The organism is Sphingomonas sp. QA11, assembly GCF_028473665.1.
Classification (GTDB): Bacteria; Pseudomonadota; Alphaproteobacteria; order Sphingomonadales; family Sphingomonadaceae; genus Sphingomonas; species Sphingomonas phytovorans.
On sequence record NZ_CP098774.1, the window covers coordinates 5,313,672 to 5,337,593 of the forward strand.

Sequence of the window (23,922 nt, forward strand, 5' to 3'; positions counted from 1 at the left end):
ATCTCGTTTGTCTGTGCGCCTTGAATTCCGTGACATAATAGGTTGACGAATCGGGAGCGTAACGTTCGGGCGGCGGGTGTCCGTTCTTCGCTTCGGGAACGCTGCGCGCAGAGGAATGGCCGGATGCGACAAACGACTTTGTCCGTGGCACTGGAGGTCAAGCCGGAAAGCCAGGACAAGCTTTCCGCCCTGATCGACCGGCTGCACGACAACGGCTCCGTCGCGAGCGCGGGTGGCCCCGGCGATTATGCCTGGTTCATGCGGGGCGTGCCGTCGGTGCATTTCCTGTCGATGAGCATGTTCCCCGGCGCTGACTATGATCCGCTGTTCGTGCTCGAGGCCAATTTCGACGGGGCGCCTGGCATCTTCTGGGGGCAGCTCGAGGCAGCGATCGGCGTCGACCTGCGTAACATGCTGCGGTGCTGCAAGCGCCCGCTGGATCCATGCGGGCCGCTTTACGATGCGGTGACGGCGCCGGATTCGCGGGCGCCGGTCGCGCCCTATATGGAAGCGCGCTCGCTTGAGCCGAGTGTCTACCATCACGGCAATCGCGGCATGACGCGCGATCGCATCCTTGCCGAGAGCGACCTGTTCCGCGCGACCCGGACCGAGATCGCGACCGCCAACGGTACCGGGCCAAGCCCCTATCGTGGCGCGGTGACCCCGGCCGACATCCACCACCATCTCCGTGCCGCGTTGCTGCCCGCCTTTCCCTGGCTTGCCGAGCGCGCGCCGGCTCGTATCCCGTTCTTCACGCGTTGCGGCGATTATCTCAAGGTGGCGGTCTTTGCCCTGCTCGTCGTCCTCGCACTGGCGCTGCCGGGGCTGATCCTCGCACCGCTCATGCCGGACAACCGCTTCTTCCTGCTGCTCGCCTTCGGCCTGATCTACACGGGCATCCGCCTCTACATGATCCGCGAGCCGTTGCCGGGCACCGACACGGCAGGGACGTTCAACCTGATCACTGCCCTGTTCAAGCCGCAGACTCTGGTGCTGATCCTGGTTGGGGCGATCCTCTACGCGGTGCTTGCCCCGCTGATCACCATCACCATCTCGATCATGACCGGTCTGCCGCTCGAGCTGGCGCGCCAGCATGCGCCGCGGATCACCCTGTTCGGTCTCCTCAGCGTACCCTTCTCGGTGCTGCTGATCCTCTGCTGGCTGCGCTATCTCGAACGGCGCGATTCCTCGCAGGACGAGCCGCCGATCGATGAGGAGATGGTGCGCCAGATGGCGCAGCGCGAGGACTGGATTCCGCAGAACCACATGGGCTCGGTCGTGCTGATCAAGCCGGGCGTGCTGCGCACCATCATCGTCCGCGCGGGCCATCATGGGCTCGGGTTGGTGCTGCGCGCGATGCCGAACAGCGGCGTGCGCGGCTATCTCGGCAGCATGCGCACCGTCCATTTCGCGCATTGGGCATTCGTCAACAATGGCAGCCGGCTGATGTTCTTCAGCAATTTCGATCAGAGCTGGGAAAGTTATCTCGATGATTTCATCGAGAAGGCGCATGTCGGCCTCACCCTCGCCTGGGGATGTGGGGTCGGCTTTCCGGCGACGCGGTTCCTCATCCAGGACGGCGCCAGCCATGGCCGCAAGTTCAAGGGCTGGGCGCGCCATTCAATGGCGGTCAGCCGCTTCTGGTACAGCGCCTATAGCGACCTGACCGTCGACCAGGTCGAACGCAACAACCGCATCGCCAACGGCCTGCGCAAACCGTCGCTCACGAACAAGGAGGCGTCCGCGTGGATCAACGACCTGTGAGCGAGACGCCACGAAAGAAGCCGCCGAGCTGGCAGTTGAAGGCACCGCACTGCACCCTGACTCAGGGGCTTGTCGTCAGCGGCTTCGCGTCGTTGCCGACCGGGCGGGCACTGTTCCTCGAATTCACCTGGAAGGGAAAGGGTGGCGGCGCCTGGCTCCGGACGGTGCAGGAACTCGCGCCGGTCACCGACGCGGACGGGCGGGATGCGCGGGCGACCGCCATCTCGTTCGCTTATGCCGGGCTCGAAAAGATGGGCCTGCCGAAACCAGCGCTCGACTCTTTTGCCGCACCGTTCAAGGAGGGGATGTTCCAGGAGGATCGGCTGCGCCGCCTGGGTGATCGCCGCAAGGGCGAATGGCTCGGCACGGTCATCGAAGGCGGGCCGAAATGGAGTTCGAATGCGCGACAACGTGGTGCGCTGACGAGCGTTGAAGCGGGACAATCGCGCTCCAGCACATCGACCGGGCATCGCGAGGAACAGATCGTCACGCCGCTTACCGTCCATGCCCTGCTGCTGCTCTACGACAAGGACGAGGACAGCGCCGAGGCCTGGGCCGAACAGGTCGAGACGGCGCTGAAGCCGCATGACGTGCGGGTCGTCCACCGCCTGCCGCTCGATCTGCGCCCGGATGAGAAGGGCGTGGCGCGCGAGCATTTCGGTTTTGCCGACGGCATCTCGCAGCCGATCCCGTTCGATGACGAGGACGCGATCGTCCTCAGTACGGGCGCGCCGGCAGTGCGCGATTTCTGGAACGGCGTGCCGCTTGGCGAGATCCTGTTCGGGCACACCAACGGCCATCATGAAAAGGCGCCCGGGCCGATCGTGCCCGACGATGACAAGGCCCGGGCCGCCGGCCTGCCGCCACATCCGCTGGCGGAGGGCTCGCTCGATTTCGGGCTCGACGGCAGCTACATGGTGGTGCGCGAGCTGAAGCAGGATGTCGTTGCCTTCTGGCAATCGATGCGCGCGAATGCCGCGCACATCCGCGAGCGCGATCCGGAAGGGTCGGCGCATGTGACCACCACCTGGCTTGCCGAGCGGGTGGTCGGCCGCAACACCAAGGGCGATCTGCTCTGTCCGGCCGGCTATTTGCCGCCCGATGCCTATGAGCAGCCGGAGAATGATTTCGGCTTTTTCGACCGCGATCTGCACGGCATCGGCTGCCCGGCTGGGTCGCATGTCCGTCGCTCCAACCCGCGAGACGGTCTTGCGCCTACAACTGGCGACAAGCAGACCCTGCTCGACGCGGCGAACAACCACCGCATCCTGCGCCGCGGCCGTAAATATGGCTCGACGATCAGCGTGCCGCCAAAGGAAGACGGGGTCGATCGCGGGCTGCTGTTCATCTGCCTCAACACTGATATCGCCCGCCAGTTCGAGTTCGTGCAGCAGACCTGGTTGCTCAACCCGAACTTCGCGACCCTGTTCGACGAGACCGATCCGCTGATCGGGCCCAAGGGCAAGATGACGATCCGGGAACAGCCGCTGCGCCGGATCGTGGATGTCGAGACCTTTGTCCGCATGGCCGGCGGGGATTATTTCTTCCTGCCGAGCATACCGGCACTGCGCTATCTGGCGTCGCTATGAGCGTGCTTTCCTCGACCGAGGTGCTGCGGCCCGGCCCCACGGGCCTGAAGCGATTGCTGATGCAAGGCATGATGGCGGCGATGCCGTTCGCGTTTCGGCTGCTGCGCCGGTTGAAGCCCATCCCCCGCTTCGGCAAGACCTATGTGGTCACCTTGCATGATGACGTGCGGGAGGTGTTCGCGACCGATCCGGCGTTCGGCGTCACCTATAAGGAAAAACTCGACGTCATCATGGGCGGGGAGCCCTTCTTCCTCGGCATGGGCGACACCCCGCAATATCGCGCTGATACCGCGGCGATGCGCAAGGTCGTCCGGCCGGCCGACCTGCCGCTGCTCGCGGCAAAGGTCGAGGCGCAGGCCGAGGCGATCGTCGCCGGCGCGGGCGGGCGGATCGAGGTGGTCGATACGCTGGTGCGGCGCGTCACCTTTGATTTCCTCGCGGAGTATTTCGGCATCCCCGCGCCTCCGGGCGGCGATCTGCGCGTCTGGGGTACTCGACTGTTCGAATATCAATTCGTTGCTAGTGACGCGCCGCTTGTCGAAGAGGTCAAGGTGATCGCGCCGGCACTGCGCGCGCACATCCAGAATCAGATCGAGCAGCGGCGTGCCAAGCCCGGCGCCGACGATGTGCTAGGCCGTTGCCTCAAGCTGCAAAAGGCGGGTGAACCCGGTTTCAGCGATGCGCAGATTCGTACGGCGTTGATGGGTTTCATCGTCGGGGGCCCACCCCAGCCGCCGATGGTCGTGCCCCAGGCGATGGAACAATTGCTCCGCCGGCCCGATGCGCTGCGGGGCGCCCAGGCAGCGGCGCGCGCCGGGGATGATGTGCTGCTTGCCGGCTATGTTCGCGAGGCGATGCGCTTCGATCCGCTCGCCCCGGGCTTGCCGCGCGTGGTGCTGAAGGACTGGACGGTCGCTCAGGGCACCAGGCATCAGCGCACCATTCCAGCTGGATCGACAGTGCTTGCCGCCTTTGCCTCGGCAATGCGCGACGGGCGCCGCGTGCCCGATCCCGAGCGTTTCGATCCGCGCCGATTGCCGCATGAGTATATCCATTTCGGCTACGACCTGCATCAATGCTTCGGTATCCACATCAACAACGCGACGCTTCACCTGATGCTGAAACCACTGCTGAAGCGCGGGAACCTCCGCCGCGCGCCGGGCGCTGCCGGCAAGCTGCGCAAGAACGGGGCCTTTGCTGAATCGCTGACGGTGGAGTTCGACTGAAGCAGCGTGATTATGCGGGCGGGGCTCGCTAACAACACCTATGGCTTCCCTCGAAACGATCGTCGTCGATATCGCGGCCGAGATGGCGGACGCGCCGGATCGCGGCACCGTGGCTGATTATATCCCCGGTCTTGCTGAGGTCCCTGCCGACAAGTTCGGCATCGCCGTGATCGAGGCGGACGGCACCTGGCATATGGCGGGCGATGCGGAAGAACCCTTCTCGATTCAGAGCATCTCGAAAGTGTTCAGCCTGACCCTGGCCCTCGGCGCGATCGGTGACAGGCTGTGGGACAGGGTCGGGCGCGAACCGTCGGGCAGCGCGTTCAACTCGATCGTCCAGCTCGAGACTGAATCCGGCATCCCGCGCAATCCGTTCATCAATGCCGGCGCGATCGTCGTCGCCGACATGATCCTGGGTGCGCACGAACCGGTCGAAGCGATCGGTGAAATCCTGCGCTTCGTCCGGTCGCTGGCTGACGACGACAGCATTTTCATTGACGAACGCATCGCGCGAGCGGAACAGGCGACGGGTTTCCGCAACATTGCGCTGGCCAACTATATGCGCGCGTTCGGCAATATCCGTAATCCGGTCGAGCGGACGTTGGGCGTCTATTTCCATCAATGCGCACTAGCGATGAGCTGTCGCCAGCTCGCGCTTGCGGGCAGGTATCTCATGGCGGGCGGAGTCAATCCGGCGACCGGCCATTCGATCGTCTCGACCCAGCGCGCACGGCGCATCAATGCGCTGATGATGACCTGTGGCCATTATGACGGATCGGGCGAGTTCGCCTTCCGCGTCGGCCTGCCGGGCAAGTCGGGCGTCGGCGGCGGTATCCTGGCGATCGCGCCCGGCAAGGCGTCGATCGCCGTGTGGTCGCCCGGTCTCAACCCGCGCGGTACATCGCAACTGGGCGCACTGGCGCTGGAGCGGCTGGTGCAACGTACCGGCTGGTCAGTGTTCGAGCCTTCCGATCCCCGGGCGGGACTGAAAGTCAATGACAGCTAAGTCCTCGGCAGTGGAGAGGCGAACGGGTTTTGCGCTGGCGGGGCTGATTTCTTGCCAACCGGATTCTTCTTCCCCGCGACTTGCGAGGCGCCGCCCAACGCCGTCGAGAGCCCGTCGAAAACACCCTTCATCAACGCCCCCCCGGCCTTGGCCCGGTTCGCCGAGGCCTCGGATCTGTAGTTGAACGCATTGATGTCGAAGCCGCGTGTCCGTTCGTTGCCGCCCCTGTAGATCTGGCCGATATCCTCGGCGCCGATCATCGCGGTATCCTTCTGGATATCGACCGGTGATCCGAAATTGAGATCGACGCCGTTCGCCGCCATCGCGGCGGTCTGCGCGCCCTTCATCTGCGCCAGCTCGCGATAGCGGCGTTGTGCCTCCAGATTGGTGTTCTCGATCGAATCGCGCGCCTGTTCATTCGCCAGCCGGGCATTCTGGTCGGCGATCTGCGCCTGATAGCGATATTGCTGGGCCTGCCCGATGCCGGCCGTCACGGCGCCGATGCTTGACATGGCGGTGGAGGCGATCAGCAAAGCGGTTGTGGGTTCGCACATCAGCGGCGCTCCTGGGAGAAGGGGACGAAGCGGGTTCCGGCGATCATGATCACCTCCTTTCCGATGGTGAAGCCGATCCGCCGCAGGAAGCGGACGGCGCGGTGATTGTCTTCCGCTACTAGGTTCTCCAGCACCGGGGTTGAATCGAACATCGCCGAAAGGATGCGCGGTCCCCAGCGCAGCATCGTGCGCGGCTGGCGGTAGATCGCGTCGCTGCCGAGCATCCAGGGCGACCCCTCGCCGCACAGTGCGTTCGTCACCACCAGGCCGAACATCGCCTCGGGCCGCCCGTCGACCGTGGCGGTAAGGCATAATGAGGAGGACAGCAGGCCAGCCCGCAATGCCTGTCTTGGCGTATGGCCCATCGCCGCGCACTCGGTCACATCGGCCTCGCGCATCCGTGATGCGATCGGGCCGACATGGACTGGCGTGGCGCTGACCAGCGCGACCTGGCTATTCGGAGACGGAGGGATCGAGATAGATCGCGCTCACGGTCATCGGCAGCGGATCGTCGGATCGCACCACCATGCGCGCGCCGCCATTGATGTCGGCGCGCAGATACGTTCCGTACAGGCCCGTCATCAGCTGGGGCGGCTGGCCGGGGAGCTCGTTGACGCGGGCGCGGAGCGGCTCGAGCGTCGCGTCGGTCGGCCCCGCTTTCACGCCGCGGCTGCTGACCAGCCGGACCACCGCCCTGGCCTGGGTCTGCGGCTTGGCGATCGTCCAGCCGCCCTGGCCCTGCCAGGCGAGCGGCAATGTCTCGATCGTGGCGCTGTAGGGCAGGCCGATGGTCACCTTGCTCGCCGGCTCGGGCAGGGTGACGCTGCCATTGCCGACAATCAGCCCTGTCACGACCCCGCCATCGGCAAGGGCCGAGACAGTCCTGCCTTCCAGATGCTGCAGGTTTCGCAGCACGGTTTGCGGCGTATCGAAACGATAGCTGACCGCGCTGTCGAGGAAACAACAATCCTCCACGGCATCCCATCTGGCCGTCGCCATGCGCTCGATCAGCAGCCTCCCGTTCCGTCGCACGGTCAGGTAGAGCCGGTCCTCGCCACCTTCGGAGATCACGCAGACGCTCTCGACCAGGCCATCGGTCTCGCAGATCGTCCAGCCCCAGACCTGCTGCTCCTGCTCCCAGGTGAAGCACAGCAGCTTGCCGTCGTCGCGGACCGCCCAGATCAGCGATCGCGGTTCCTGCGCATAGGCCCAGGATGTGATGTTGAAGCCACGGAACAGATGTGGGGAGAAGATCGTCACATCGTTGGAATTGATGCTGTCGCTCGAGAATTCATAGCCGAGCGTCCGCACGCCGTTGCCGACGCTGGTCTGGTAGAAGACGACGCTGTCGATCACCAGCGGAGAGAGGCGTGCCGATCCGCGCCCGTTCTGGCGTCGGCTCACAAAATCGGTCGCGGTCAGATAGCCATTCTGCCCCCCTTCGATCCTGAAGATGGAATCCGAAGTGAGGGCGAGCAGGCTGGTCGTCGAGACGAGCTGGTTCACCGCGTTGACCCGTCCCGAGACGAGCGCGAAGCTCAGGCTGTCCGATGCCTTGAGCGGGCGCGAGATATCCATGTTCTCGAAGCTGCCCGACCGGGAGCCCCAGATCGCATTGGGATGACTTGTCGTGCGGCCCCAGAGCAGGCGCTGCTCGAAGAAGGTGATGGTGGAGGGGTAGTTCCGCAGGTCCTTCACGGTGACCGCCGTGCTTGCTGCCGTTTGCGATGGCGTGACGGTATAGGTACCTGCGGCCCCTGTCGCGCCGGTAAGCTGTCCGACGACCAGCGTGCCGGCCGCTATGCCGGTGCCGGAAAGCGTTTTGCCTTCGGTGATCTCGCCGCTCGTCACCGCGGTCACGGTCATCACGGATCCGGCGATGCTCGCCGTGACGACGGCGGGGAAGTCATCGAAAGGGTTCGTGGCGATCGGCGGCCCGTCGGAATAATCTGGACCGATATTGTCATCCACGAAGCTCAGGCTCGTCGTGGTGCCGATATAGCCGAATTCCTGGGTGTTGTCGGCCTTGTAGACTCGGTACCGCGACGCACCGGCCACCGCCGCCCACCCGATGCTGTTATAGTTGCGCTTCAGCGTCAGGTCGTTGCTGGCGAACTGCGCGATGGAGGCACGGCTCTCTGTGCCGCTGGCATCGTCGATCGAGGTCACGACATATCGGGCGGGCTGGTAGAATATCTCGGTGGTGTTCGGGGTGGTCGCGGTGACGCTGACGCTCGCCGGGGCGGCGAGTGTCGGGGTGAAGCCGATCGTCGAGAAGGTCCAGGCCGTATGGTTCTTGCGGACAAGCTTGGTCGGCGCATGGTTGAGGTGCGCCAGGTACATGGTGTCGGCCGACTGCTCGAAGTCGACTTCCGGCAGTTCCTCGCCGTTGAAAGGTGAGCCGACGCGATAGATGCGGGCGACGCTCATGCGAAATGCTCAGTCATAATTCCGCTCCCAGACCTTGTTGTGGGACAGGATGCCGGCCGAGATGTAAGTATGGGCGTCGGCGATCGTGATCCGCGCAACCCAGGCGGACCCGGCTGCGGTGCCGATCGTGTCGGCGCGGACCCAGTCGTCGCTGATCCGGAAGCGATGTTCCGCGGTCGCGCGGATCGTTACCTCATTCACGGCGCAGGCAAATACGGGCTGCCATGCGGCACTGACTGCTTCGACCGGATAGTCGCCCCATTCCATCGTCGCGGCATGCTGCGTCCGCACCCGCATGCCGACCTTGACGTGGCGGGCTTCGATCTCCCGTCCGTCCGCCATCAGGATCGGTGTGTCGTCGGCAACGCAATAGTCGCCCCTTCCGCCGCCGCCCCCGCCCACATCGGGTGGCGGCGGTGGTGGCGCTGTCGGTGGAACGGGCGGCGGCGGCGGTGGTGGCGGAGGTATCCCCGGCCTGGCCGTGCCGCCGGTGTCGGCGGTGAACGGTGTGAACCCGGTCGAATCGACGTCGATCGTGAAGGTCCCGCCGGCGGTGCTTCCTCCCGAAACGCTGAGGATGCGGGCGACCCGGCCGTTCAGCTCGGTCGTTCCCTCAATGCCCGAAAGATAGATCTGATCGCCGATCGCATAGTCGTGATAGGCCGCCTGGATCGTGGTGACGGCGCCGAGAGTGATGCTCATGATCGACAGCTTGTCTTCGAGCAACAGGCCACCGAGCGCCGCGGGGCGCATATAACCCTGTCCCATTTCGAGGGCATAGGTCTGGTCGATCGAGAACTGGAACGGCATCAGCCGGACGCCCCTGTCCGCATAGACCTCGGCGACCAGCCGCGTGCCGGGGCGCTTGGTCACGCCGCCATATTTGAGGATGATGATATTGCGCGCGCGTCGCAGGCCGGTCGCATAGGCAGCGACATCGACGCGTGCGATCAGATCCTCGGCAAGCTCGCCCTTGGAAAAATTCGGTTGCCCGGTGCGAAGCGGCATCAGTTCGCTCCGCTTGTGCAACCGGCCCCGGCACTGCGTGTGGCGGCGACTTCATCGGGCGTGCGCGCATCGCGATTGGGCTGGCGGTTGATGTCGTCGGCGATGGCGCGTTGTGCGGCCACCTCGGCTTGCTGGAGCAACTGCCCCTTGGTTTCGCGGCTGTCACGCAGCGGCACGGCCAGCCGGGCGGCGAGGGCATAGGCCAGCGCGTCGCAGAACAGGCCGGGCATGTCCGACTCGCTCACGTCCCGCGTGGTATATTCAAGGATCGCCCCGCGCATCTGGCTGAACAACGTACCATCCTCGATGATGAAGGGCTGGGCCAGCACGGGCGCGACGGGACGGTTCGCCGTGCCGCTCGGCCAGCCGCTTGCCGGCGGTACAAGCCGCTGCGCGGTGGCGAGGTCTGCGGGCAGCGCATAGGCATGGGCCCATTCGCTCGCCCGCGGATTCACGCTCAGCTCGGCGAGCGAGGCGATCCGCGTGGCGAAGCTCCAGTCGAAGCGTTCGAGCTGCAGCTTGAGGCAATGCGCATAATAGCGCTTGCACTCCGCCGCCTCGGTGGTCGCCTCATCGATATCGACGATCGGGGGTGCGCGGAGCTCGCCAAGGGCGAGATTGCAGACAGTGATGCTGATGGCCATGCGACGGGATTAGGCCAGCTGCGACAGGGTTTGAATCAAGGGCCCGCGGCGAGGCAGCGGCGGTCCGGACAATTGGCCTGTGCCGCGAAAAAGATGCTGTTCCGGTGCCTTGGCGCCCGACAGGCCAGTTGACGGGCGGTGCGGAAAGATGTGGTAGTCGCGTATCGGAGAAAGAGGAGAGAATGCAGGACCGCGACCTTCTTGAGGGCGAGACGCGCGAAGTCGGCCGCCGCGTGCGCGAGCAGATTGCGCGTCGCCGAATCTCGCGCCAGGCGCTGGCCGATATGGCGAAGATCAGCCTGTCCACCCTGGAAAAGGCGCTGTCCGGCGGGCGTCCCTTCACGCTGGCGACGACGATCCGCCTGGAGGAAGCGCTGGGCGTGACGCTCCGTCCGGTAGCGCCGCCGCCGGCCGCCGCCTCCAACGACCTCGCGCCCGAAACCATGGGGGCCTATGCCCGTGCCGCGATACGCTGGATCGAGGGGCGCTATCTGACGTTGCGGCCAAGCTTCGGCAGCCCGGGTGACATTTTCGCCTATGTCACCACGATCTGCTGGATCGAGGAGGCGGGGCATCTCGGCTTTGCTGAATCGCAGCGCACCGACGCGCGGTTCGAACAGGCAGGGCATGTCTCGATGCCGAACCTGTCGGGCCATATCTATCTCGTCACCAATGTGGCGGGGCAGCACCGGCTCGCGATCCTCGGCCGCCCGACGATCGAGGGGGCATTGTACGGGGTGATGACCACGCTCCAGGTCGGTACGGGCTCGCAGCTCGTACCGGTCGCCTGTCCTGTCGCCCTGGCGAAGCTTGATGCCCAGGCCGATCCCGTCATCGGCCGCGTCGTCTTGGGCATGGCGGAGCATCGCGACTATCGCGAGCGGCTGGACTACGCGACGCAGGGCGATTTCGTTCGGTTGTACCGATAGGCGTAGCTGGCGGGGAGAGTGGGCCGCCATGGCGCGCGCGACCCGACCAAACCCAACGGGCCGCCCCGGACCGCGCCCGGCTCGCTGGATCGGCCGGCTATGGCTTGGCGGTATCGAGAATGATGTCCTGCACCGCGATCCTGCCGCCGCGAACCACGAAGACGTCAACGCCCGACACCTGCTGCGGCGTGCCCCGGAATTGTATCCAGCGCAGCAGCGCGACGTCGCCGCCCAGCGGTTCGACCACCGTTTCCATCGCGCGGATGCCGCCGATGCTGTCCTTGCCGGTCAGCACGACGAACACTTTCCGGGCATTCGTCTTGCCCGAATAGACACCCGGTGCATTGGCGGGCTGTTGCGTCGGCACCAGGCCGGGCGGGGTGACGACGACGGTGTCCTCGGCATAATCGGCCATCACCGCATCGATATTGGCGGTCTTCATCGCGGCGACGTGATCCTTCACGACCTGTTCCGCGGTTCGGTCCGCGGCGAAGGCAGGCACCGCCGCCAGCAACGTCAGCGTCGCCGCGAGCTTCACCAGATTGAACATCATTTCTCTCCCCGCATTTGTGGCTTTATCAGGTCGGGATGTCTCATAGATATGATATAGGATTCAAGGGGCGCTAACGAACAATCGTCTGAATTCTGCTCTGCCCGACGGAGGGTGGTTCTATTCGCTTGGCGCCTTTCCCATATTCGGGCCTTCCTCTTCCGGAGATTCTGCCATGTTGAAGCGACGCCTGGGAGCGCAAGGGCTTGAGGTTTCCGAACTGGGCCTTGGCTGCATGGGGATGAGCCAGTCCTATGGCAGCTTTGATGACGCGGAATCGGTCGCGACGGTTCACCGTGCCATCGAACTGGGTGTTACGCTGTTCGACACGGCCGAGGTGTACGGCCCCTTCATCAACGAGGAATTGCTCGGCCGCGCACTTGCGGGCAAGCGTGACAGGGTAGTGATCGCGACCAAGTTTGGCTTCGACATCCAGCGCAGCAACCGTACCGGAGGAGTCGACAGCCGGCCCGAGCATATCCGGGCCGTGGCGGAGGCCTCGCTCAAGCGCCTGGCCACCGATCATATCGACCTGTTCTATCAGCACCGTGTCGATCCCGCCGTGCCGATCGAGGATGTTGCCGGTACGGTCGGCGAGCTGATCCGCGAAGGCAAGGTGCGTTATTTCGGCCTGTCCGAGGCCGGCGCCGCGAACATCCGGCGCGCGCATGCGGTACAACCGATCAGTGCGCTGCAGAGCGAATATTCCTTGTGGGAACGCGGACTGGAGTCTGAGATCCTTCCTGTATTGCGGGAACTCGGGATCGGGCTCGTGCCGTTCAGCCCGCTTGGCCGTGGATTCCTCACCGGCACGGCGCAGCGTGCGGAAGATTATCCGGAGGGTGATTTCCGGCGCGGCGATCCGCGCTTCCAGGGCGAGAACTTCACTGCGAACATGCGCGCTGCGGACGCAGTACGCACGCTGGCCGATACGAAGGGCGTGAAACCGGGCCAGATCGCGCTCGCCTGGCTGCTCCACCGGGGCAAGGACGTGGTCCCGATCCCCGGCACCAAGCGGCGCACCTATCTGGAGGAGAATGTCGCCGCGTCCGATATCGCGCTCGGCGACGAGGATCTGGCGGGGTTGGACGAAGCGCTTCGTCCGGGGATTGCCGCTGGCGAACGCTATGGCAGCGCAGGGTTGGCGATGCTCGATCGCTGATCCCGGCGCCGTTCAGGGCTTGTCGGTGAAGCGTTTGACTTTCACCGGCAGGTCCTTGCCCTTGGTCCGCCGCGACGGGATCTGCACCGGGTGCTTTTTCTTCCACGCTGCCCAGGTCATCGGCCCGTCGGGCGTGTCGATGATCTGATCGTCGATCGAGTCGGTCACGGCGGGCCCCCTGAATATCCTATTTGGTGGCGATGTCGCCAGCCTCTGCGCTGTATTGCTCACGGACATAGGCTTTTGCCAGGGTCTGGGTGCGGAAGCCTTCATCGAGCAGCTCGGCGGAGACGAGGGGATATCCCTGCGAATTGTAGCGCGTGGTGCGGACGGTCACGCGAAAGACGCCTTCGTCATCCTTGGCGACGAGGAACGGGCGAACGGCGGCTCTTGAAACGGCTGGCGACATGGCAGGCTCCGGGGGAAAGGTGAATTGGGGATGGGGGAACGTCTCGTTCCCCGCCGCCTCGGTCAGCTTTCGCGCCATACCGCCCGGCATCGTCCAAAAGACCGTGGTCGATAGCGGGCGACGGCACAAGCCCGTAAAGCTTCGTGCCGTTGCCAAGCCGTCAGCCTTTTACCGCCTTCACCTTGGTATAGGGCACGAACTCGCCCAGGCCGACAAAGCCGGTCTGGAAGCGCGATGTCCGGTCTACCAGGTTGATCGTGTCCAGGCTGCAGAGCTGCGACCCATAGGTTCTGCTCACCAGGATGTCGTCGCTGTCCAGGGAGGTCTGCCCCATGCGCGGTCGGTTGACATAGAGCGTACTGCCGGACCGATAGACGATCGCGGTGCCATCATAGATCTGGGACGAGGTGATGTTGCTCAGGGTGATGCAACTCACGGGCTTGCCCGGGACGCGGCCTTCAAGCGCCTTGGCAAGCTTCGCCTCAGCTTGGCTGTTGTCGCGCGGCGCGGCAGGGGCGGCGGCGCTCATGCCGATCAGGGCGGCGCCGAGGAGCAATGAGGACAGGATACGCATGACCGACTCTCGCTGATTGACTATGGCGAGGGTCATATCACATCGTTGCTGAACTGAGGATGAGCTACCGGGTCGGCCCCCGTTCAGCTACCGGATATCGGCTACCCGGCGTGCCGTGATGATCCGGATCGTCGGGGCGAGCATCTGCCCCTTCATGGCGCCTTCGCCTTCGGTAGGAGATGTGGGCGCCGTGCCGATGCGGCGCACGACGTCCATCCCTTCCACGACGTGCCCGAAGGCGGCAAAGCCGAGATTGTCGCCGGGCTGGTCGGGTTTCGCGTCGAGCGAGGAAAGATCGCCGATCGCGATGAAGAAATCCGCGGTCGCGCTGCCCGGCTTGTCGCGCGCCATCGAGATCGCGCCGTCCTTGTTGCTCAGGCCGGTCTGGGTGGTGGGCTCATGCGGGACGGGCGGGAAGAGTTTCCTGGGATCATTGCGCAGCCCGCCCTGGATCAGCCCCAGCTCAGGCTGGAGCTTCATGGCGCGGTAGAAGGTCGTGCCGTCGAAACGCTTCGTATCGACATATCGAAGGAAGTTCGCCGTGGTCTTGGGCGCGCGGTCCTTTTCCAGCTCGAGCGTGATGGGGCCCTCGCTCGTCGTAAGCACTACGCGGACGGTGGCCGGCGGTATCGCGGGGCCAGGGGCGACGGCGGTTTGCGCAGTCGCAGTGCCGATACCGAGCAACAGGATGGCGAGCGTGGCGAATCGTTTGAGCATGCGATCAGCCTAGAGCGTCGCCATGCGCTCTGCCAACCCGGTGGATAGTGTCCCCGCGCGGACCTGCCGCGCGGGGACCTGTCCGTTCAGAACTCGGCGCTTACGCCGAAGGTGAAGGTGCGTCCGCTGGTCGTATAGACCTCGGAACGGTTGGCATTGATATCGGCGAACTGCCGGATCGCCTGGTTGGTCAGGTTGATGCCCTCGGCCACAACGCGGATCTTCGGCGTGATGTTGTAATGCGCCTGGAAATCGATGTTGTTGGTGCCCTTGATGCCGTCGCCGGTATTGGCGACATTGCCCGTGTTGATCAGATACTGGCTGCGATAGGCGTCCGACACGCGCACGCCCCAGTCCTTGTCCTCATAATAGAGGGTGACGTTCGCCGCCCATTTGGAAAGGTTGAGCAGCGGCAGGGTTTCGATCCTGGTCGTGGTGCCCGAGGTGTAGATCGCCTTCTGGTGCCCGTCGAACCAGGTGCCGTTGGCGACGACGCCGAGATGGTCGAACGGGGCCGGCAGGAAGGTGAAGTCGTGCTGGAACGCCACTTCGATGCCCTTGATGTCGGCGCCTGGACCGTTGACAGGCCGGCTCACATCGTACGGCGTGTTGCCGTCCTGGCCTTGGATCAGCAGCGACAGCGGCAGGCCCGTCTGGCTGTACGGGATCGTCGTGCTGCTCGACGTGATGAAGCTGTCCATGTGCTTGTAGAAGAAGCCTATCGAGGCGAAGCCGGTGCGATCCATGTAATATTCGATCGAGCCCTCCACCGAGGTTGCCTTGTAGGGCTTCAGGAAGGGGTTGCCGAAGGAGGCGCTCCCGCCGTTCGGCCGGGTGGTGAGCGTCCCGGCCGCCGCCAGGTCGCCCAGCGCCGGCCGGTTGACGTTGCGGCTCGCGCTCAGCCGGACCACCAGGTCTTTCGCGACGTCGAGCGCGAAATTGGCCGCGGGCAGCCAGCCGCTGCTATTGGTGCCGATCACCACCGGCACGAGCGTATTCACGCCGTTCACCGGTGCGGTGAGATGGCCCGACGAGGTCAGGTCGGTCGAGAAATAGCGCAGGCCGGCATTGCCGCGCAGGCGCATGCCGCCGACATGAGTGTCGAGATCGACCTGGGCGAAGCCGCTCCAGGTCTTCTCGTCGACCAGATAGTCGCTGCCGGCCTGCAGGTATTTCGCCGACAGGTCCCGCGGATCGCCGATATAGGCGTACACCCCGTCCACACTGCCGACGATATAGGGCAGCAGCGAATCGCGCCCGATCACTTCTTTCAGATTGTTCGGAATCGCCACATTGGCCGGGACGTTGTGGAAGACCTTGTTGACATAAATGTAGCCGCTGTTGCTGAAATGCTTGAACTCGCCGCCGACCTTGAAAGTCAGTGCATCTGTCGCACTGTAGGCGGCGGCCAGCTTTCCGTTGGCATATTTGCTGGTGATCCCGTTTTCCTGCACGTCGAGGCGCTGCAACGTCCAGTTGTTGGGGTCGGTCAGGTCCTTCCCATAGGTGTTGACCGGAATCGTCGGCCGGGTGTCGAAGCTGAAGGCCATGTTCTTGGCCTCCATGAACACCTTGTCGAACACAGGCTGGCTGAAGTCGGATTCCTCATAGCCGCCCAGTGCGGTGATCGTCAGGCGATCGGTCACCTTCCAGCTTGCATTCGCCACGCCCTGGTAGAAATCGGTGTGGTTCCTGACGATGTGGTGCTCGGAACGCTGGTCGATGCCGGTATAACTCGCCGCGCGCAGCGTGTTGCCGTCGATCACCGCTGACTGGATGATCTGGCCGCCATTGACGGTCGCGCCGGTCAGCGCGTTGCTGCCGGCGCTGGCGATGGCATAGTCGTCGCGGTAATCCCAAAGTCGGCCGTAGAGGAAGTCGACATCGATCTTGAACCGGTCGCCGGGATGATATTGCAGCGAGGATGTGACACCCAGCCGCCTGCGGTCGGTGTACCAGGTCGAGGGCGATTCAGCCTGGGGCGCGACGATAGTGCCCGATTGCAGCAACTGCGAGGTCGCCGCGTCGATATTGGGGCCGATATTGCCGGGCGCATATTTGACATAGCCCCAGCCCCAGTTGCGATACCCGTATTCGTTGCTCTTGATCTGGCTGTACGCGACGGAGACGAGCGCGCCGAAATCGCCCCAGTGCCCGGACGCGAGGCCGACGACGCGCGGCGTGATGCCGCTGGTGTTGGTGTTGGTCTGGCCCTTCGCCGAGACGACGAATTTCGAACCGTTGTAATCGAACGGCTTGGCGGTGGTCAGCCCCACGGTGCCGGCGATGCCGCCTTCGTCCTGTTCGGCTGCGTAGGATTTCTGGACCGACACGCGGTTGAACAGTTCCGACGCGAACAGGCTGTAGTCGAACGAGCGCGACCGGCTGACGCCGCCGCGATTGTCCATGCCCGATGCAGTGTTGCCCAGCACTTCCATGCCGTTGAGCTGGGTACGGGTGAATTCGGCGCCCAGGCCCCTGAGCGCGATCTGGCGGCCTTCGCCGGAATCGCGCGTGATGGTGATGCCGGGGACGCGCTGGAGCGATTCAGCGAGGTTCAGATCGGGAAAGGCGGCGATATCCTGCGCCAGGATATCGTCCTCCGATCCGATCGCACGGCGCTTGAGGTCCTGCGCGCGTGTGAGGCTCTGGCGATAGCCTGACACGATGATATCGGGCGCGACGGCGGTCTCGTCCTCCGGCGCTGCGCCCGCTGCCGTGATCTCCGCAATCTCGCGTACGGCATGTGCGGGGCGGCGGATCGCGGCCGGAGCCGGGGCGACCGGTTTCAGCACAGCCACGCCATCGCTGATCGACGCCGACAGGTTGGTGCCGCGCAGCATCAGGTCGAGCGCTTCACGCACGCTGTGCGCGCCCCGCACGCCGGCGGTGCGGCGCTTCGCGACGACGTCCGGCGCCACGATGACCTGCACGCCCGTCGCACGCGAGAAGCGCGAGATGGCGCTGCGCAGGTCGGATGCACCGATATCGAACTGCATCTGCCGCGCCAGCGTGCCCTCGACCGGCTTTGCCTGCGCCATGGCCGGCGCGGCGAGCGCCGCCGCCAGCGCGATCAATGAAAGTCCCTTTGTACGATCCATGATGTTCCTCCGCTCAGGCGTTTGTTCGCCTCGGACGGAGGACGGGGTTTGGGGCCCCGTCCGGACAAAAGAATTTTATTGCAGTGCAATGACATAGATGTGACGAATATGGGACTCACTGCTCGGCCGGCGCGAGCCGCAGCTTTTCTCCCTCGGTCACGACCTGGAAGCCATAGACGGTTCCGATTGCCCTGAGCAATTGCTGTGGTTTATCAAGCTTGAAGCGGCCGGACAGTGCGATGCTGCCCAGTGCGGGCGATGGCTCCAGAATCATGGGGCCGCCACGTCGGTTGAGCGCATCGACCAGATCGGCCAGGCGCATATCGTCGGTGTCGACCCAATCCTGGCGCCAATCCTGTTGCGTTGCGTCAAAGCGTGTCGGCGCATGCGCCACCCCGCCTTCGAAGCGCGAACGCCAGCCGGCAGGAACCTCGACGCTGCGCGAATCCGTACTGATGCCGCCGAACCGCACCCGTCCACGATAGACCGCGAGCTTCACCTCGCCCCGCGCCATGTCGACATCGAACGCGGTGCCCAGTACTCGTGTCGACGACGCGCCGGCGCGGACGATGAACGGCCGGTCTTTCTCATGCGCGACGTCGAAATAGGCCTCGCCCCGGTTGAGCGCGACCTCGCGCTGCTTTTCGTCGAGCGTGACGTCGAGGCTGGTCGCGCCATTGAGATGGAGCGTCGATCCGTCAGCGAGCGCGACGTCACGTTGCTCGCCGCGTTGGGTTTCATAATGGGCGACGATCGGGGCGGGCCCGTTGACGAACCAGCCGTTCGACCAGCCCCCTACGCCGAGCGCTGCCACCAGCACGACCGCGCCGAAGGTCGCGATGCCACGCCGCCGCGTGGCCCGCATCGCAAGGATGTCGCCGTCGGAGAGGCGACCGAACGAAGCGCTTTGTTCGAGCGCCTCTGTCAGTGCCGGATCGTCCAGCGTCGCCTGGACCTCGGCAGCGAGTGGTGGTGCTGCTGCCGGTGTCGCGTTCTCGGCCATTGCCCAGCGGGCGGCGTCGCGCAGGGCGGCGCGGCGGCTCATGCCCGGGCCCCGGCGGGCAGCCCGCGCCGCTCTAGCGCGGCGCGCAGATCGGCCAGCGCGCGGCTGCAATGCTTCTCGATCGCCGATACGCTGAGCTGCAGGTCGTTCGCGATCACGGCGGCGGGGATGCCGTCGAGCCGCCGGCGCAGGAACACCTCGCGGCGCAGCGGCGGCATCACCTTGATCGCGCGCACCAGTATTTCCACCCGCTGGCGGTAGTCGAGAATCTCTTCGGCGCGGGGCTGGGGACAAGCGATGTCGTCCGCCAGTTCGGCGCTCTGCGGCTGAGCGTGGCGGCGGCGAAGATGATCGAACACCAGGTTGCGCGCGACCGCGAAGCAGAAGGCGCCGACATCGGCCACCGGCCGGGTACGGCGATAGCTGTAGAGCCGGACATAAGTTTCCTGGACGATGTCCTCGCCATCATTGCGGTCGCGCAGGCGCCCTTCGACAAAGCGCTGCAACGCCTGGCGAAGATCGATCTCGTCCCGCGCGAGGCCCCGCGCCGTTATAGGCGACAACTCATTCATCGACTGTGCCCGGCGCGGGCAGGCGGGGCGCGATGGCGCGGCATGCCGGTCATTGGTCGCTCCCGTCCCTGGAATTCACACGAGTCTCGCCCCTCTAGGCGTGCTCCATGACCCGGCGGTGACAGTCGTACGGACGAAATGCAGGTCGTCGCTCAACTGTAACGCGGGCTCCCTAAAGCCGCGTCCTTTGCTGGCGGGAGTGGATGATGCGCAGGGCGATGGTGATGGCGACGATGGCGGCACTCGCCATGACCGGCTCAGCTCCGGCGCGACAGCGCGAGCGGCCCTTGTTCAGCATCGGCGCCATCGCCGACGCGCAATATGCGGTGGAGCCCGACAGCGGCCAGCGCCTCTATCACACCACGCCGGCCAAGCTCGCCAGCGCTGTCGCCGATCTCAACCGGCAAAGGCTCACTTTCGTCGTCCATCTCGGTGATTTCATCGATCGCGACTGGGCAAGCTATGATCTGCTGCTGCCGGTCGCGCGTAAGCTCACGCACCCCTGGCAGTTCGTCCTGGGCAATCACGAATTCTCGATCGACGACGCCCACAAGCTGCTGGTCCCCGCCAAGCTCGGCATGAAGGCGCGCTATCACAGCTTCGTCGAGCATGGCTGGATGTTCATCGTCACCGACGGCAACGATCTCAGCAGCTACGCATGGCCCGAGGGCAGTGCCGAACTCAAGCAGAGCATGGACACCCACGCCGCGCTCTATGCCGACAAGCCGTTATGGGACGGTGGCATCGGCGACGCCCAACTCAGCTGGATCGACGCTCAGCTTGCCGAGGCCGACCGGCGCGGCCTGAAGGCAATGCTCTTCAACCATTTCCCGCTCTATCCCGAGAACCAGCACAACCTCTGGAATGCGCCCGCGGTGATGGCGCTGCTCGAACGCCATCCTTCAGCGAAGATCTGGCTCGACGGCCACAACCATGACGGCAATTACGGCGCCCGTGGCGGCATCCACTATGTCAACCTGAAGGCGATGCTCGACACCGAGGAGACTTCATACGCCCGGCTCGATTTCTTCCCCGACAAGGTGGTGGTGCACGGCACCGGGCGGCAACAGGATATGACCCTCCCGCTGCGGTGATGCTGGCCGATCCGGATTTCCGCGCTTAGACTGATCCCGTCAGGTGCCGTGGAGAGGAACCGTCATGCAGATCATCGACCGCGCGCCCGTGAAGGGTTCGCTGCGCCCGAGCAACCACCCCTATCTCAACGGTGCCTGGACGCCGCTGCATGAGGAAGTGACGGCGGTCGATCTGGAGGTGATCGAGGGCGTGATCCCGACCGACATCGACGGCGTCTATCTGCGCAATACCGAGAACCAGCTTCACCAGCCGCTTGGCCGCTATCATCCCTTCGATGGCGACGGGATGATCCACCAGATCGATTTCCGCAACGGCACCGCCTCCTATCGCAACCGTTTCGTGCGCACCCGCTGCTTTCAGGCCGAGCAGGAAGAGGGCGGGTCGCTCTGGGGTGGGCTGGCCGATCGTGCGGGCACGTCGCTGCGCCCCGGCTTCGGTGCGCATGGATCGCTCAAGGACAGCAGCAGCACCGACATCATCGTCCATGCCGGAAAGGCGATCTCGACCTTCTATCAGTGCGGCGAAGGCTATGTGCTCGATCCGGAGACGCTCGAGCAGCACGGCATGGCGCCCTGGGTACCGCTCGACGGTATCTCGGCGCATCCCAAGGTGGACGATCGCACCGGTGAGCTGATGTTCTTCAATTACTCGAAGCACGCACCCTTCATGCATTATGGCGTGGTCGATCGCGACGGGCGGCTGACCCATTATATCCCGGTGCCGTTGCCGGGCCCGCGCCTGCCGCACGACATGACCTTTTCGGAAAACTGGTCGATCGTGAACGACCTGCCGGTGTTCTGGGATGCCGAGTTGCTCAAGCGCGACATCCACGCCGCGCGGTTGCACGAGGGCGTGCCTGCTCGCTTCGCGCTGATCCCGCGCCATGGCGGACCGGACGAGATACGCTGGTTCGAGGCGGCGCCCACCTATGTCCTCCATTTCCTCAACGCTTATGAGGAGGGCGACGAGGTGGTGATGGACGGTTATTTCCAGGAGAATCCGACGCCCGCCCCGCTGGAGAATGCGGACGGCTACGGGCATCTCATGGCCTATGTCGACGAACACAGTTTCCGCCCGAAGCTCCACCGCTGGCGTTTCAACCTGGCTGACGGTTCGACGCGCGAGGAACGGCTTGACGATCGCATCCTCGAATTCGGCATGATCAACCAGCGCGTGGCGGGTCGAAAACATCGGTATATCTATTCGACCACGTCGAGGCCCGGCTGGTTCCTGTTCAACGGTTTCGTCAAGCATGACCTTGAGACGGGACAATCCTGGGAGGTGATGCTGGAGGACGGTCGCTATGCCAGCGAGGCCCCGTTTGCGCCGCGCAGTAACGCGATCGATGAGGATGATGGCTATCTGGTGAGCTTCGTCATCGACGAGAATCGCGGCACGTCCGAGTGCGTGCTGATTGATTGCAAACGGTTTGAAGATGGCCCGATCTGCCGCATCGCGCTGCCGCACAAAATTTGTAGCGGTACCCACGCGCATTGGGCTGAGCGAGCGGCGTTGCGGGCATAATTTTCCTGTTCAGCCGGGAGAAGGCAATCACCCCTTCGGCCACCACGGGACGAACCCCGACGTCCGTCGCACATAATCCTGATAGCCGGCCCTTTTGCGTTTCAGCCGCCCCTCGATCGTCGGTACGCCTGACCATCGCATCAGGGTCCACGTCAGCAACACCGGCCCGGGCAAGGCCCAGATCCCTGACCAGCTTTCGGCGGCGATCAGGTAGAGGCCCCACCACGTCAGCGCGTCGCCGAAATAATTGGGATGCCGCGTATAGCGCCAAAGCCCCGTCGCCAGCACCTTGCCGGCATTGGCCGGATCACCGCGGAAGCGAACCAGTTGCCAGTCGCCGACGCTCTCGAACAGGATTCCGCCGATCGCGAAGCTTGCACCGGCCATGCCCAGCAGGCCGACCGGCGGCCCGGCGTCAATCTGCCCAAGCTGCACCGGCAGGCAGACGATGAACAGCAGCGGCGCCTGCGTCGCGAACACCAGCAAGAGCGAGGCGCGGGCGAACCCCCAGCCCTTGGCCTCCTCGACCATCGCGAACATCTTGCCATAGCGGCGGTCCGGTCCATGGCGGCGCCAGCGCCAGAGGAGGTAAAGGCCCAGCCGAACGCCCCACAGGGCGCACAGGCCGAGCAGCAATGCCTTGCGCGTCGGATCGCCGCCGGTGTGGAGGAAGCTCGCCGCCGCGAGGAACACCATGCCGAGTGCCCAGACGCTGTCGATCGGCGTCACGTCCCGCGTCTTCAGGCAGACCAGCCAGAGCAGGACGAACAGCGTGACCAGCAGGGCCGCGTTGGTGGCGAGCAGGACGATCGCGTTCATGCAGCGGCGTGCTCGACGATGAAGCTTACGGTCGTGGTGGTCGATCCGCCGATATTGAGTGTCTGCACCCGCTTCGCTCCGTCGACCTGATAGTCGCCTGCCGCACCTGTCACCTGTTTCGACGCATCGAGCAGCATCCGAACCCCCGTGGCCCCGACCGGATGGCCGAGGCCGATCAACCCGCCCGAGGGATTCACCGGCATCCGCCCGCCAAGCTCGATCGATCCGTCCTCGATCGCGCGCCACGATTCACCCGGTGCGGTCAGGCCGAGATGGTCGATTGCCATATATTCGGTCGCGGTGAAGCAGTCATGTGTCTCGACCGCATCGATCGCCGCGATGTCCTTCACCCCGGCCCGCGCCCGTGCGTCGAGGATCGCCCGGCGGACCTGCGGGAAGACATAGGGCTCGCCTTCGCTCGCCCGCACTTTCGCTGCGTAGGAAATCGGCGCCGACCGGTGGCCCCAGCCAGTTATGCGTGCCAGGCTTTCCAGCGGCACGCCGCGCTTGCGGGCATAATCGGCGGCGCGTTCCGGTGAGGCGAGGAACACCACCGCCGCGCCGTCCGTCACCTGCCCGCAATCCATTTTCCGCGTGCGGCCCTCGACCACAGGGTTGGTTTCGTCGTCAGCCGTGAAGTGCGCGGGCGTGAAGACATGGTTGCGCGTCTGGGCATTCGGATTGCGCCTGGCATTGCCGAAATTGATTTCGGCGATGCGCATCAGATGTTCGTATTTCAGGCCATGCCGCCGGTCATATTCCTCGGCGAGGTCGGAAAAGGCACGCGGCCAGACGAAGTCGGCATCGGCGAATTCATGCCCGTTCCACGCCGCCGCGCCGAGATGCTGCGCGGCTGTCCGTCCGGGCACGTTGCGCATCTGCTCGATTCCGACGACGCAGGCGAGATCATATCGTCCCGCTTCGATCTCGGCCGTCGCCGCAAGCAACGCGACGCTGCCCGAGGCGCAGGCAGCTTCGTGCCGTGCGGTCGGCAATCCATCCCACGCCGGATCGACCAGCCCGAAGAACCCGCCCAGCAGGCCCTGCCCGGCGAAGAGTTCGGCGGTAAAATTGCCAACATGGCCGGTTTCGATCTCGTCGGCGTCGAGCGCTGCTGCTTCGAGCCCGTGCCGGACCGATTCGCTAAAGGCATCGGCGATATCGATGCCCTCGCGGCTCCAGTTGCGCGCGAAGTCGCTTTGCCAGCCGCCCAATATATAGGCCAAACATCTTCTCCCCGGCTCTC

23 protein-coding genes are annotated in these 23,922 nt (G+C 64.7%); 8 read left to right on the forward strand and 15 right to left on the reverse strand.

Going from position 1 to position 23,922, the window contains the following annotated elements:
- The first annotated feature begins 123 nt into the window (after window positions 1–123).
- The 4 genes from NDN01_RS24560 to NDN01_RS24575 are packed head-to-tail and all read left to right on the forward strand — an operon-like array spanning window position 124 to window position 5,585.
- Entirely contained in the window at window positions 124–1,764 is a 1,641-nt protein-coding gene (locus NDN01_RS24560; protein ID WP_272624840.1) for a hypothetical protein, read from the forward strand.
- Entirely contained in the window at window positions 1,746–3,353 is a 1,608-nt protein-coding gene (locus NDN01_RS24565; protein WP_272624841.1) for a Dyp-type peroxidase, read from the forward strand. The genes NDN01_RS24560 and NDN01_RS24565 overlap by 19 nt, the downstream gene beginning before the upstream one ends.
- A complete protein-coding gene (locus tag NDN01_RS24570; protein WP_272624842.1) occupies window positions 3,350–4,579 on the forward strand; it encodes a cytochrome P450 in 1,230 nt (409 codons plus the stop codon). Before NDN01_RS24565 ends, NDN01_RS24570 begins: the two co-directional genes overlap by 4 nt.
- Window positions 4,580–4,619: 40 nt before the next feature.
- The gene (locus NDN01_RS24575; RefSeq protein WP_272624843.1) at window positions 4,620–5,585 is read left to right on the forward strand and encodes a glutaminase; all 966 of its coding nucleotides are present in this window, start codon (window positions 4,620–4,622) and stop codon (window positions 5,583–5,585) included.
- On the opposite strand, the gene NDN01_RS24580 is transcribed toward NDN01_RS24575, so the two are convergent.
- Genes NDN01_RS24580 through NDN01_RS24600 form a run of 5 tightly spaced genes read right to left on the reverse strand, consistent with a single transcriptional unit; the run spans window position 5,582 to window position 10,221 of the window.
- Window positions 5,582–6,139, reverse strand: coding sequence for a virion core protein, T7 gp14 family (locus tag NDN01_RS24580; RefSeq protein WP_272624844.1), 558 nt, complete (start codon window positions 6,137–6,139; stop codon window positions 5,582–5,584). The genes NDN01_RS24575 and NDN01_RS24580 overlap by 4 nt on opposite strands.
- Entirely contained in the window at window positions 6,139–6,537 is a 399-nt protein-coding gene (locus NDN01_RS24585; protein ID WP_272624845.1) for a hypothetical protein, read from the reverse strand. Before NDN01_RS24585 ends, NDN01_RS24580 begins: the two co-directional genes overlap by 1 nt.
- A 55-nt stretch (window positions 6,538–6,592) precedes the next feature.
- Window positions 6,593–8,569: a hypothetical protein gene (locus tag NDN01_RS24590; RefSeq protein ID WP_272624846.1), complete on the reverse strand. Its 1,977-nt coding sequence runs from the start codon at window positions 8,567–8,569 to the stop codon at window positions 6,593–6,595.
- Window positions 8,570–8,578: 9 nt separating this feature from the next.
- Window positions 8,579–9,577 (reverse strand): hypothetical protein, encoded by a 999-nt coding sequence (locus NDN01_RS24595; protein ID WP_272624847.1) that lies wholly within the window; start codon window positions 9,575–9,577, stop codon window positions 8,579–8,581.
- Complete coding sequence (locus tag NDN01_RS24600; protein ID WP_272624848.1) at window positions 9,577–10,221, reverse strand: hypothetical protein; 645 nt, start codon at window positions 10,219–10,221, stop codon at window positions 9,577–9,579. The genes NDN01_RS24595 and NDN01_RS24600 overlap by 1 nt, the downstream gene beginning before the upstream one ends.
- Before the next feature lie 182 nt (window positions 10,222–10,403).
- Between NDN01_RS24600 and NDN01_RS24605 the strand changes: the two genes are divergently transcribed.
- The gene (locus NDN01_RS24605; protein ID WP_272624849.1) at window positions 10,404–11,150 is read left to right on the forward strand and encodes a helix-turn-helix domain-containing protein; all 747 of its coding nucleotides are present in this window, start codon (window positions 10,404–10,406) and stop codon (window positions 11,148–11,150) included.
- A gap of 97 nt (window positions 11,151–11,247) precedes the next feature.
- Here the strand turns inward: NDN01_RS24605 and NDN01_RS24610 are convergent, their stop codons facing one another.
- The gene (locus tag NDN01_RS24610) at window positions 11,248–11,703 is read right to left on the reverse strand and encodes a nuclear transport factor 2 family protein (RefSeq protein WP_272624850.1); all 456 of its coding nucleotides are present in this window, start codon (window positions 11,701–11,703) and stop codon (window positions 11,248–11,250) included.
- Between the two features lie 172 nt (window positions 11,704–11,875).
- Here NDN01_RS24610 and NDN01_RS24615 point away from each other — a divergent pair, with 172 nt between their 5' ends.
- The gene (locus NDN01_RS24615) at window positions 11,876–12,862 is read left to right on the forward strand and encodes an aldo/keto reductase (RefSeq protein ID WP_272624851.1); all 987 of its coding nucleotides are present in this window, start codon (window positions 11,876–11,878) and stop codon (window positions 12,860–12,862) included.
- A 12-nt stretch (window positions 12,863–12,874) separates the two neighbouring features.
- On the opposite strand, the gene NDN01_RS24620 is transcribed toward NDN01_RS24615, so the two are convergent.
- The 7 genes from NDN01_RS24620 to NDN01_RS24650 form a co-directional block, all read right to left on the reverse strand.
- Window positions 12,875–13,030: a hypothetical protein gene (locus NDN01_RS24620; protein WP_272624852.1), complete on the reverse strand. Its 156-nt coding sequence runs from the start codon at window positions 13,028–13,030 to the stop codon at window positions 12,875–12,877.
- Between the two features lie 19 nt (window positions 13,031–13,049).
- The gene (locus NDN01_RS24625; protein ID WP_272624853.1) at window positions 13,050–13,349 is read right to left on the reverse strand and encodes a hypothetical protein; all 300 of its coding nucleotides are present in this window, start codon (window positions 13,347–13,349) and stop codon (window positions 13,050–13,052) included.
- Between the two features lie 82 nt (window positions 13,350–13,431).
- A complete protein-coding gene (locus NDN01_RS24630) occupies window positions 13,432–13,845 on the reverse strand; it encodes a hypothetical protein (RefSeq protein WP_272624854.1) in 414 nt (137 codons plus the stop codon).
- Between the two features lie 87 nt (window positions 13,846–13,932).
- On the reverse strand, window positions 13,933–14,562 hold the full coding sequence (locus NDN01_RS24635) for a peptidylprolyl isomerase (protein ID WP_272624855.1): 630 nt from the start codon (window positions 14,560–14,562) through the stop codon (window positions 13,933–13,935).
- A gap of 86 nt (window positions 14,563–14,648) precedes the next feature.
- Complete coding sequence (locus NDN01_RS24640) at window positions 14,649–17,663, reverse strand: TonB-dependent receptor (RefSeq protein WP_272624856.1); 3,015 nt, start codon at window positions 17,661–17,663, stop codon at window positions 14,649–14,651.
- 115 nt (window positions 17,664–17,778) lie between these two features.
- Window positions 17,779–18,708 (reverse strand): FecR family protein, encoded by a 930-nt coding sequence (locus tag NDN01_RS24645; RefSeq protein WP_272624857.1) that lies wholly within the window; start codon window positions 18,706–18,708, stop codon window positions 17,779–17,781.
- Entirely contained in the window at window positions 18,705–19,238 is a 534-nt protein-coding gene (locus tag NDN01_RS24650; protein ID WP_272624858.1) for an RNA polymerase sigma factor, read from the reverse strand. The genes NDN01_RS24645 and NDN01_RS24650 overlap by 4 nt, the downstream gene beginning before the upstream one ends.
- Window positions 19,239–19,441: 203 nt before the next feature.
- Here NDN01_RS24650 and NDN01_RS24655 point away from each other — a divergent pair, with 203 nt between their 5' ends.
- Window positions 19,442–20,332 carry a metallophosphoesterase gene (locus NDN01_RS24655; protein ID WP_272624859.1) on the forward strand — a complete coding sequence of 297 codons (891 nt, stop codon included), beginning with the start codon at window positions 19,442–19,444 and terminating at the stop codon, window positions 20,330–20,332.
- Window positions 20,333–20,396: 64 nt separating this feature from the next.
- The gene (locus NDN01_RS24660; RefSeq protein ID WP_272624860.1) at window positions 20,397–21,857 is read left to right on the forward strand and encodes a carotenoid oxygenase family protein; all 1,461 of its coding nucleotides are present in this window, start codon (window positions 20,397–20,399) and stop codon (window positions 21,855–21,857) included.
- A gap of 27 nt (window positions 21,858–21,884) precedes the next feature.
- On the opposite strand, the gene NDN01_RS24665 is transcribed toward NDN01_RS24660, so the two are convergent.
- Window positions 21,885–22,676, reverse strand: coding sequence for a DUF1295 domain-containing protein (locus NDN01_RS24665; RefSeq protein ID WP_272624861.1), 792 nt, complete (start codon window positions 22,674–22,676; stop codon window positions 21,885–21,887).
- A complete protein-coding gene (locus NDN01_RS24670; RefSeq protein ID WP_272624862.1) occupies window positions 22,673–23,902 on the reverse strand; it encodes an acetyl-CoA acetyltransferase in 1,230 nt (409 codons plus the stop codon). The genes NDN01_RS24665 and NDN01_RS24670 overlap by 4 nt, the downstream gene beginning before the upstream one ends.
- Window positions 23,903–23,922 lie beyond the last annotated feature (20 nt).

What these genes read in the sequence shown, in the direction of transcription:
- NDN01_RS24600 (WP_272624848.1), bottom strand. Translation starts at nt 10,221, where the DNA reads ATGGCCATCAGCATCACTGTCTGCAATCTCGCCCTTGGCGAGCTCCGC.
- NDN01_RS24595 (WP_272624847.1), bottom strand. Translation starts at nt 9,577, where the DNA reads ATGCCGCTTCGCACCGGGCAACCGAATTTTTCCAAGGGCGAGCTTGCC.
- NDN01_RS24560 (WP_272624840.1), top strand. Translation starts at nt 124, where the DNA reads ATGCGACAAACGACTTTGTCCGTGGCACTGGAGGTCAAGCCGGAAAGC.
- NDN01_RS24665 (WP_272624861.1), bottom strand. Translation starts at nt 22,676, where the DNA reads ATGAACGCGATCGTCCTGCTCGCCACCAACGCGGCCCTGCTGGTCACG.
- NDN01_RS24590 (WP_272624846.1), bottom strand. Translation starts at nt 8,569, where the DNA reads ATGAGCGTCGCCCGCATCTATCGCGTCGGCTCACCTTTCAACGGCGAG.
- NDN01_RS24650 (WP_272624858.1), bottom strand. Translation starts at nt 19,238, where the DNA reads ATGAATGAGTTGTCGCCTATAACGGCGCGGGGCCTCGCGCGGGACGAG.
- NDN01_RS24570 (WP_272624842.1), top strand. Translation starts at nt 3,350, where the DNA reads ATGAGCGTGCTTTCCTCGACCGAGGTGCTGCGGCCCGGCCCCACGGGC.
- NDN01_RS24660 (WP_272624860.1), top strand. Translation starts at nt 20,397, where the DNA reads ATGCAGATCATCGACCGCGCGCCCGTGAAGGGTTCGCTGCGCCCGAGC.
- NDN01_RS24635 (WP_272624855.1), bottom strand. Translation starts at nt 14,562, where the DNA reads ATGCTCAAACGATTCGCCACGCTCGCCATCCTGTTGCTCGGTATCGGC.
- NDN01_RS24630 (WP_272624854.1), bottom strand. Translation starts at nt 13,845, where the DNA reads ATGCGTATCCTGTCCTCATTGCTCCTCGGCGCCGCCCTGATCGGCATG.
- NDN01_RS24615 (WP_272624851.1), top strand. Translation starts at nt 11,876, where the DNA reads ATGTTGAAGCGACGCCTGGGAGCGCAAGGGCTTGAGGTTTCCGAACTG.
- NDN01_RS24605 (WP_272624849.1), top strand. Translation starts at nt 10,404, where the DNA reads ATGCAGGACCGCGACCTTCTTGAGGGCGAGACGCGCGAAGTCGGCCGC.
- NDN01_RS24645 (WP_272624857.1), bottom strand. Translation starts at nt 18,708, where the DNA reads ATGAGCCGCCGCGCCGCCCTGCGCGACGCCGCCCGCTGGGCAATGGCC.
- NDN01_RS24640 (WP_272624856.1), bottom strand. Translation starts at nt 17,663, where the DNA reads ATGGATCGTACAAAGGGACTTTCATTGATCGCGCTGGCGGCGGCGCTC.
- NDN01_RS24575 (WP_272624843.1), top strand. Translation starts at nt 4,620, where the DNA reads ATGGCTTCCCTCGAAACGATCGTCGTCGATATCGCGGCCGAGATGGCG.
- NDN01_RS24585 (WP_272624845.1), bottom strand. Translation starts at nt 6,537, where the DNA reads ATGCGCGAGGCCGATGTGACCGAGTGCGCGGCGATGGGCCATACGCCA.
- NDN01_RS24625 (WP_272624853.1), bottom strand. Translation starts at nt 13,349, where the DNA reads ATGGCGCGAAAGCTGACCGAGGCGGCGGGGAACGAGACGTTCCCCCAT.
- NDN01_RS24610 (WP_272624850.1), bottom strand. Translation starts at nt 11,703, where the DNA reads ATGATGTTCAATCTGGTGAAGCTCGCGGCGACGCTGACGTTGCTGGCG.
- NDN01_RS24580 (WP_272624844.1), bottom strand. Translation starts at nt 6,139, where the DNA reads ATGTGCGAACCCACAACCGCTTTGCTGATCGCCTCCACCGCCATGTCA.
- NDN01_RS24655 (WP_272624859.1), top strand. Translation starts at nt 19,442, where the DNA reads ATGATGCGCAGGGCGATGGTGATGGCGACGATGGCGGCACTCGCCATG.